Here is a 737-nt window from a genome sequence, read left to right as displayed (position 1 = left end):
GCTGCAAGCAATATTAAGGAAATGACTGTTGCACAGTTAATATCCTTACTTGAAATTGCTTTTAGTTTTGGTGTGGAGCGGTTGTCGTGAATGATTTTAAAGGCCGTGCATTGTTATTACCGCTACACGATCATCTATCGAGACCTTGAAACCGTGTTGGCCGAGCGGGGCGCAAGCGTTGATCATTCAACAATTTACCGCAGTGTTCAGCGCTACGCGCCTGAAATGGAAAAGTGCCTTCGGTGGTATTGGAAACGCCCGGGCTTTTCTCTAGCTGGCGTGTTGATGAGACTGACATCAGGGTGAAAGGTAGGTGGACTTATCTGTATCAGGCCGTCGACAGGGACGGTGATACGATTGATTTCGACCTCTCACCCACCCGAAACGCCAAAGTGACCCGGCTTTTTCTGGGCAAAGCCATAAACGATCTGAAGGAATGGGAGTTTGCCTGACACGGTGCAACACCGTCAGGTCAAATGCCTGAACAATGTAATCGAGGCGGATCATGGCAAACTCAGGCAGTTGATCAGACCGGTTCGTAGTTTCAAAACCCTCAGTACCGCTTATGCGATCATCAAAGGTTTTGAAATCATGCAGCCCCTGAAAAAGGGACAAGCCAAATTCTTCCAGTTCCAGGAGGGCATTATGGCAGAAGTGCGCCTGATCGACAGGCAGTTTGGGATCTATACATTCTAAAAAACCTGCAAATCAGCTTCTTCTAATTCAGAAATAGAGCC

Annotated in this window: 1 pseudogene; it reads left to right on the top strand. The window is 47.6% G+C overall.

What is annotated here, in order from left to right:
* Positions 1–90: 90 nt before the first annotated feature.
* A pseudogene (locus tag GOB58_RS12865) lies at positions 91–696 on the top strand (IS6 family transposase).
* Positions 697–737 lie beyond the last annotated feature (41 nt).

It is taken from the genome of Acetobacter thailandicus, assembly GCF_011516655.1.
Taxonomy (GTDB): Bacteria; Pseudomonadota; Alphaproteobacteria; order Acetobacterales; family Acetobacteraceae; genus Acetobacter; species Acetobacter thailandicus.
This window is presented reverse-complemented; position numbering and strand designations above follow the sequence as displayed.